The sequence below is a fragment of the Microcystis sp. M109S1 genome, from assembly GCF_020247025.1.
In the GTDB taxonomy this organism is placed as follows: Bacteria; Cyanobacteriota; Cyanobacteriia; order Cyanobacteriales; family Microcystaceae; genus Microcystis.
Map to the genome: position 1 here is coordinate 1 of NZ_JADBRW010000462.1, position 7,500 is coordinate 7,500.

At 42.6% G+C, this 7,500-nt stretch carries 7 protein-coding genes; 1 reads left to right on the forward strand and 6 read right to left on the reverse strand.

Annotated elements, in window-relative coordinates:
* From IM322_RS22705 to pstS, 6 genes are all read right to left on the reverse strand, one after another.
* Positions 1 to 218 (reverse strand): hypothetical protein (locus IM322_RS22705; protein ID WP_287699231.1); only part of this gene is annotated, 218 nt, incomplete at its 3' end.
* On the reverse strand, positions 196 to 993 hold the full coding sequence (pstB, locus tag IM322_RS22710) for a phosphate ABC transporter ATP-binding protein PstB (protein WP_287673061.1): 798 nt from the start codon (positions 991 to 993) through the stop codon (positions 196 to 198). The genes IM322_RS22705 and pstB (IM322_RS22710), both read right to left, overlap by 23 nt.
* Positions 994 to 1,139: 146 nt before the next feature.
* Positions 1,140 to 1,943, reverse strand: coding sequence for a phosphate ABC transporter ATP-binding protein PstB (pstB, locus tag IM322_RS22715; protein WP_287673060.1), 804 nt, complete (start codon positions 1,941 to 1,943; stop codon positions 1,140 to 1,142).
* Positions 1,944 to 2,042: 99 nt separating this feature from the next.
* The gene (pstA, locus tag IM322_RS22720; protein WP_002732684.1) at positions 2,043 to 2,936 is read right to left on the reverse strand and encodes a phosphate ABC transporter permease PstA; all 894 of its coding nucleotides are present in this window, start codon (positions 2,934 to 2,936) and stop codon (positions 2,043 to 2,045) included.
* Between the two features lie 307 nt (positions 2,937 to 3,243).
* On the reverse strand, positions 3,244 to 4,203 hold the full coding sequence (pstC, locus tag IM322_RS22725) for a phosphate ABC transporter permease subunit PstC (protein ID WP_287673058.1): 960 nt from the start codon (positions 4,201 to 4,203) through the stop codon (positions 3,244 to 3,246).
* A 94-nt stretch (positions 4,204 to 4,297) separates the two neighbouring features.
* Positions 4,298 to 5,419, reverse strand: coding sequence for a phosphate ABC transporter substrate-binding protein PstS (gene pstS, locus IM322_RS22730; RefSeq protein WP_287673057.1), 1,122 nt, complete (start codon positions 5,417 to 5,419; stop codon positions 4,298 to 4,300).
* A 643-nt stretch (positions 5,420 to 6,062) separates the two neighbouring features.
* Here pstS and IM322_RS22735 point away from each other — a divergent pair.
* Complete coding sequence (locus tag IM322_RS22735) at positions 6,063 to 7,097, forward strand: PstS family phosphate ABC transporter substrate-binding protein (RefSeq protein WP_287673055.1); 1,035 nt, start codon at positions 6,063 to 6,065, stop codon at positions 7,095 to 7,097.
* The last annotated feature ends 403 nt before the right edge of the window (positions 7,098 to 7,500 follow it).

The following is a 7,500-nucleotide window of genomic DNA, read 5'->3' on the forward strand; positions in this document are numbered from 1 at the left end:
GTAAGACTTTTAGACCTTTTGGAACTTAAAAAGTACTGGATATGGCAGTGATCGGGGGGAAATTTAGGCACTTTTTCCCTGAAAATTAGGTAATTGGCCACCTCAAAACTGGTAAAACCCCACACCCCACACCCCACACCCCACACCCTACCACCACCGAAAAACTTTTTGCCGCAAACCCTAATTATTAATCCTTTAACCGAAACGACCACTAACATAATCTCTAGTGGACTCTTGAGCGGGATTTTGAAAGATTACCTCGGTGCGATCATATTCCACTAAATAGCCCACTTTACCGCCTTTTGGGGTCGGTTCAGCATTATAAAAAGCCGTTAAATCAGAAACCCGCGACGCTTGTTGCATATTATGAGTAACAATAACTATAGTATATTGGGTTTTTAATTCGTGAATTAATTCCTCAATTTTTATGGTAGAAATCGGATCGAGTGCCGCACAGGGTTCATCCATTAAAACAACTTCCGGTTTAACCGCAATAGCGCGGGCAATACATAACCTTTGTTGTTGTCCCCCCGATAAAGCTAAACCACTTTCTTTGAGTTTACCTTTAACATCATCCCAGAGAACGGCTTTTCTTAAAGATTCTTCCACTAATTGATCCATATCACCGATGTAACCATTTAAACGCGCCCCAAAAGCGATATTTTCATAGATAGATTTGGGGAAAGGATTCGGTTTCTGAAACACCATACCGATGCGACTGCGTAACCCGATAGGGTTAACGGAATTACCATAAATATCTTGACCGCGAAAGGTAACTTTTCCCTCAATTTTGGCACTTTTAACCAGATCATTCATGCGATTAAAACAGCGCAAAACCGTACTTTTTCCGCAGCCAGAGGGACCGATAAAAGCGATCGCTTTTTTCTCAGGAATATCAAGGTTAACATCACGAACAGCGAGATTAGAACCGTAGTAAACATTTAAGTTTTTGGTTCTCAAAACCGCATCGGTAACAACATCGGTACTATACATAATTTTCAAAGGAAAAAGAAGATGGGTGTTTTTTTTCAGTGACCAGTAAACAGTAATCAGTGAAAAGAAAACTGCCAACTTGCCACTTCATACTGTTCACTGAAAACTCACATCTGATAACTGATAACTGATAACTGATAACTGATTTAGCCAAAACGTCCACTAACATAATCTTTAGTTGCTTGTTCTTGAGGATCACCGAAGATTTTGTCCGTATGATCAAACTCGACTAGATAACCAATTTTGCCACCTTTATCGGTGGGTTCAGCGTTATAAAAAGCCGTTAAATCTGCTACTCTAGTAGCTTGTTGCATATTGTGAGTAACAATAATAATTGTATAACGTTCTTTTAACTCGTGCATTAATTCCTCAACTTTTAAAGTTGAAATCGGATCGAGTGCCGAACAGGGTTCATCCATTAATAATACTTCTGGTTGAGCGGCAATAGCGCGAGCAATACATAATCTTTGTTGTTGTCCCCCCGACAGGGAAAAACCGCTTTCTTTCAGTTTATCTTGTACTTCTTCCCAGAGAGCTGCCCGACGCAAGGATTTTTCTACTAATTCATCTAAATCGCCTTTATAACCATTTAAGCGCGCTCCGTAAACCACATTATCATAGATGGATTTGGGGAAAGGATTAGGGCGCTGGAACACCATACCGATACATTTTCTTACTTCGACAGGATCCACCTCTTGAGAGTAAATATCCTGGTTATGATAAAAAACTTTGCCCTCAATACGAAAACCGTGAATTAAATCATTGAGACGATTAAAACACCTGAGAATGGTACTTTTTCCACAGCCAGAGGGTCCGATAAAAGCGGTGACTTTATTTTTGGGAATATCGATCGAAACGTCTCGTACTGCCCGATAATTACCATAGTAAATGTCAGCCTTATCGACCTTTAAAACGGTTCCTGTAGAATGGGTGTTAGAGTTAGTTAGCATAAATTATTTATTTCACTTGAATTTGGATAATTGAGGAGTTGGAAAGATAGATAGATTTTTACTTAAATATCCCTTTTTCCTTTTCACTTTTTCCTTGACTTAATAGGTTTTCTGGCGCGTAGCTAAACGGGATAAAATGTTAGTTACCAACACCAAAAGCACCAGAATTAAAGCACCTGCCCAAGCTAATTGCTGTTGAGGGGCAAAAGGGGCCGTAGCAAAGTTGAAAACTAAGACCGAAAGGGTGGCAATCGGTTCAAAGACACCCCGAGGCCAAAAGTTAGAGAATAATGCCGTAAAAATTAAGGAGGCGGTTTCCCCGGCAGCCCTAGCAATTGCTAAAGTCACACCGGTTAAAATAGCGGGAACTGCGGCAGGAAGGACGATTTTTAGGACAGTTTGGTAGTTATAGGCCCCTAAACCCATGGCTGCCCAGCGGATGTCTTGGGGAACGATTTTTAAAGCCTCATCGGTGGTTCTAATAATAGTCGGTAACATTAACACCGCTAAACCGATCGAACCGGCCAGGGCAGAAAAACCTAAAAGGGCTGTTCCTTCGCCAAATAAGGGCGCAACTAACAAACCGAAGGCGAAAACCCCGACAATAATCGAGGGAACGCCCGCTAAAACGTTGGTAGCAAAGCGCACACCCTGGGCAAGTTTGTTATCACCGCTAAATTCCGAGAGATAAACCGCCGCTAAAACGCCGATGGGAACTGCGATCGCTGTAGCGAGGGCAACGACGATAATTGTGCCTAAAATGGCATTAGCGATGCCGCCTCCTCCTAACCCCGGCGGTGGTGGTAATTTAGTAAAGAGATTAGCGTTTAAACGACCCACCCCTTGCACAAAAACGAAGCCTAGGACGGCAAAAAGGGGAATCACGGTGACAGCTAAACATAAAGCCGAGAGAACGGTCATAATTGTCCCCAATAGCGATCGAGGACTACTCGGTTTCTTTTTGAGATTATTGCCTAAATTCGCACTATCCATATCAGTTATCAGTTATCAGTGAACAGTAATCAGTGATTAGTAAACAGTAAACAGTGAAAAGTGAAAAGACAGCAGTAAACTGCCATTTGATGATCATCACTTAATACATAGGCTTTTCTGGTTTCTGTGTGGAAACGAGGTCTATACTGATAGTTTTTTCCGCAAAATAGTCCTAAAAGTGTTGCCTAGTAAGCATTTCACGATTCCATAAGCAAAAATTATCAAACAAAGTCGAGAATATCCATACATACTGCTCACTTAAAACTCAAAACTTAAAACTGATAACTGATAACTGACGACCGATGGCTTAATACTTAGCTTTGACGCGATTAACGATTAATTCTGCGAAGATATTGACTACTAGGGTCAAAACTAACAGCACAAAACCCGCATACATTAAAGCTGATACTTGCATTCCCGAAGCTTCGGCGAATTGGTTAGCCAGCAAGGAGGCGATCGTATTCGCAGGGGCGAGAATAGAGGCACTAATACGGTTAGAATTACCGATAATCATCGTTACTGCCATTGTTTCCCCTAAAGCCCGCCCTAAAGCTAACATAATCCCCCCGACAATCCCGGAAAAAGCGGCAGGAATTAATACCCGAAAAATCGTTTCCCAACGGGTGGCTCCCAAACCTAGGGAAGCTTGCCGCAAGTCCGGCGGTAAAGCGGCCAAAGAGTCACGAGAGATAGCGATAATAATCGGCAGGATCATAATCGATAAAATTACCCCCGCCGGTAACATACCTGGCCCGCCCAAGGGGGTGCTAAACAGAGGAATCCAGCCAAAATTAGCATTTAACCAGTTGCCAGGGGGTCTGAGTATAGGAATCAGCACGAAAATGCCCCACAATCCGTAAACAACGCTGGGAATAGCGGCCAAAAGTTGTACTAAAAAGACTAAAATTGTCCGCGCATTTAAGGGAATAAAATCTTCGCTTAAAAAAATGGCTGAACCGATACCGAGGGGAACAGCAATCAGGAGGGCAATCAGAGAACTAACGAGAGTTCCGTAGATAACGGGCAGAACTCCGAATTCTTCGCGACCGCGCACGGGATTCCAAGCACTACTGGTCAAAAATCCCAGACCAAAGGTTTGAATCGCCGGTAAAGCCCGAATAAAAATAACTAGGGCAATTAGGAGCAAAATTACCCCAATAGCGATGGCAAAGGCGGTAGTTAATCCAACAAAGCCTTTATCGAGGATTTTTTCTGATTCTGGACGTTCTTTAAAATTTGATTCGGGTGAAACTGTGGGCGCACTCATGATTAGGGTTTAAATCCAGCTAGTTTGCGGTAGCTAAGGTCGAAATTGACTTTTCTACACTATTATTGTAACTTTGAATACATTTTTTCGGCGACTAATCCACCTTGATTGTGTACTCGGGATAGATGACATCGGCAGCGGCAGCTACTCGTTCCCGGACGTTTTTCGGTAGGGGAATATAACCAAGGGCGGCGGACTGTTCCTGTCCCTGATTGAGTCCAAATTCGATCATCGCCTCCATAGCTAAAGCTTTTTGGGGATCGTTGTATTTTTTATAAACCAACATCCAAGTGTAGGTGACAATGGGATAGGAATTTTCCCCCGGGGGATCAACGATAAAAGCCCGCAGATTTTCGGGTAATTCCACCGTGGCTAAGGTTGCAGCGGCGTTGGTTTCATCGGGATTGACAAATTTACCCGCCTGATTTTGCAGGGCGGCCATGGGCAGGTTATTATTTTTAGCGAAACCGTACTCGATATAGCCGATCGAGCCTTGATTTTGTTGAATTAGGGCGGTTACACCCTCATTGCCTCTACCGCCGAGAAATTTACCTTTTTTGGTCGGCCATTGTACGGCTTTTCCGTCCCCGATGCTTTTTTTCCATTCGGGACTAACGGCGCTTAAAAACTTGGTAAAAACTCCCGTTGTCCCGCTACCGTCTGCCCGGTGAACTACGGTAATTTCTTGATCGGGTAGTTTTAAATCGGGGTTATCGGCGGCAATTTTGGCATCGTTCCAACGGGTAATCGTGCCTAAAAAGATGCCTACATAGGCTTCCCTACTTAGTTTCAGCCCTTCTACTCCGGGCAAATTATAAGCCATAACGATGCTTCCCGCCGTCATCGGTAGCAGTAAAACCCCGCGGCTAACTCTGGCCATATCTTCGTCACTCATGGCTACATCGGAAGCGCCAAAATCGATCGTACCTTGAATAAATTGTTCGACTCCCGCCCCGCTACCGGTAGATTGATAGTTAATTAGCAGTTTAGAAAATAGTTGATTGATGGTGACAAACCAGTTTTGATATAGGGGTGCAGGAAAAGAAGCGCCCGCACCATTGAGGGCGACCTCTCCTTGTAGAGGGACTTGGGAGATTCTATTGCTTCCCTCTCCGCTAGTTCCTGCCGTATCACCGCCCCCACAAGCGGTTAAAGTCGCGGTTAAAGTCGCTATGGATAAGGCTGTTAGTAAATGGGTTCTGTTTTTGCTGAGCATAGGATGAGGATTAATTTTGATCCGTAAACTGCCTTAAATCTTACGCTAAAAGTTACCACGGCTTGGTAAAGAATAGGTTAAGAAGCGAATAAAAAAACATAATGTATTGTCAAGGAAAATTTTCTCGATAACTAGACAAAAATCTCAACTTCTTTTACTATTTATTTTGACTGAACATTAGTTTTAAGTAGGGAGGCACAATTATTTGTAGGATGGGTTAGCGCACTTCGTAACCCATGCGGGCGTTGGGTTTCATGCTTCAACCCAACCTACGTTCTAGACAAAAATCTCAACTTCTTTTACTATTTATTTTGACTGAACATTAGTTTTAAGTCGCAGGTAAAGCCGCTAACTTTTCATGTCTAGATAGGGGTTGTCTCTTTCCTTACCATTATAGCGACGTAAAAACAACAAAGAAAATATTAAGGTTTTTAGCCATCATCCCCCAGCCTTGAATCAGTTATCAGTTATCAGTTATCAGTTATCAGTTATCAGATGTGAGTTTTCAGTTCACCGATTACCGATTACAGCAAAAAACTCCCCAACACCCAAATCCCAAATCCCTCACTGATTACTGATTACTGTTTACTGGTCACTGAAAAAACACCTAGCGCCCCTTTTTTACTTTGTCCTTTTTACACCTATGCTAGAAATTTTTACTCAGCTATCTCGTCCGACCAAAGTAGTCGCAATTGTCCTAGGAACTGCTCTACTTTTACCCGCTTGTGCCAATATTAATCCTCAAGACCTAAAACCAATTAAAATTGATGGTTCGAGTACCGTAGCACCAATTACCAATAAAGTTCTCGAAGATTTTAAAGCTAATACCCCTAACAAAGTTTTGGCTGATGTTAAAATTGACGCTAATATTTCAGGAACCGGCGGCGGTTTTAGAAAATTTTGTGCGGGAGAAACGGATATTAATAATGCTTCTCGGCCGATTTCTGTGGAAGAATTAAAAGAATGTGATGCTAATAAGGTAAGATTTATCGAACTACCGATCGCATTTGATGCTTTAACCGTGGTAGTCAATCCCCAAAATAACTGGGTTGATGATATTTCCACCACAGAATTAAGAACTATTTGGGAACCAGCGGCCGAGAATAAAATCAAACGTTGGAATCAAATTAATCCCGCTTGGCCTGACCAACCGATTACCCTTCACGGGCCAGGTAAAGACTCCGGAACCTACGATTTTTTCAGTGAGGTAATTAACGGCAAAGATGCCAGTCGTGGGGACTTTAATTTTAGTGAAGATGACCAAGCTTTAGTTAATGCCGTCAGTCAAGATGCCAACGCTTTAGGCTATTTTGGTCATGCTTACTATGAACAAAATCGGGATAAATTAAAAGCTTTGAAAGTTAACGGTATCGAACCAACTCGCAGCAATGTAGAGGATAGTAAATATCAGCCTTTATCTCGTCCTTTGTTTATTTATGTTAATGCCCAAAAAGCCCAAGAGAATCCCGCTTTAGAGAAATTTGTCGAACATTATCTCGATCGAGTTCCCAATTTATTAGATACTATTGGTTATATTCCCCTACCGGATGAGGCCTATCATTTGGCAAGGGTACAGTTGCAAAAATTTGAGGTAGGAACGGTTTTTGATGGCAGACCTCAACCCAATTTAACCATCGGGGAATTACTTCGTAAACAGGCCCAATTTGAAGCTAAATAGGGTTTGCTGAAAAAGTAGGGGCGAAGCATTCGGATAGAAAATCTACGGTTTCACCGATAGGTTATTGCCCGAATGCTTCGCCCTTACAGGACTCTCAAAATCTTGCACCTGTGGGGGCGAAACAGTACCCTAAAACCCTTACCTCGTCTATATTTCACATTTATTCAGCAAACCCTAAGTAACGATTCCTATCTGGTAGGAAAATATATAGGGTCTGCTGAAAAAGTTTTTCGGTGGGGGTTGGGGGTTGGGGGTTGGGGGAGGGGGGATGGGGGATGGGTTTTACCGATTTTCAGGTGGTCAACTACCTAATTTTCAGGGAAAAAGTACCTGAATTTTCCCCCTGATCACTCCCATGCCTGGTACTTTTTGATTGACAAAAAGTCTAAAAGTCTTACCCAAC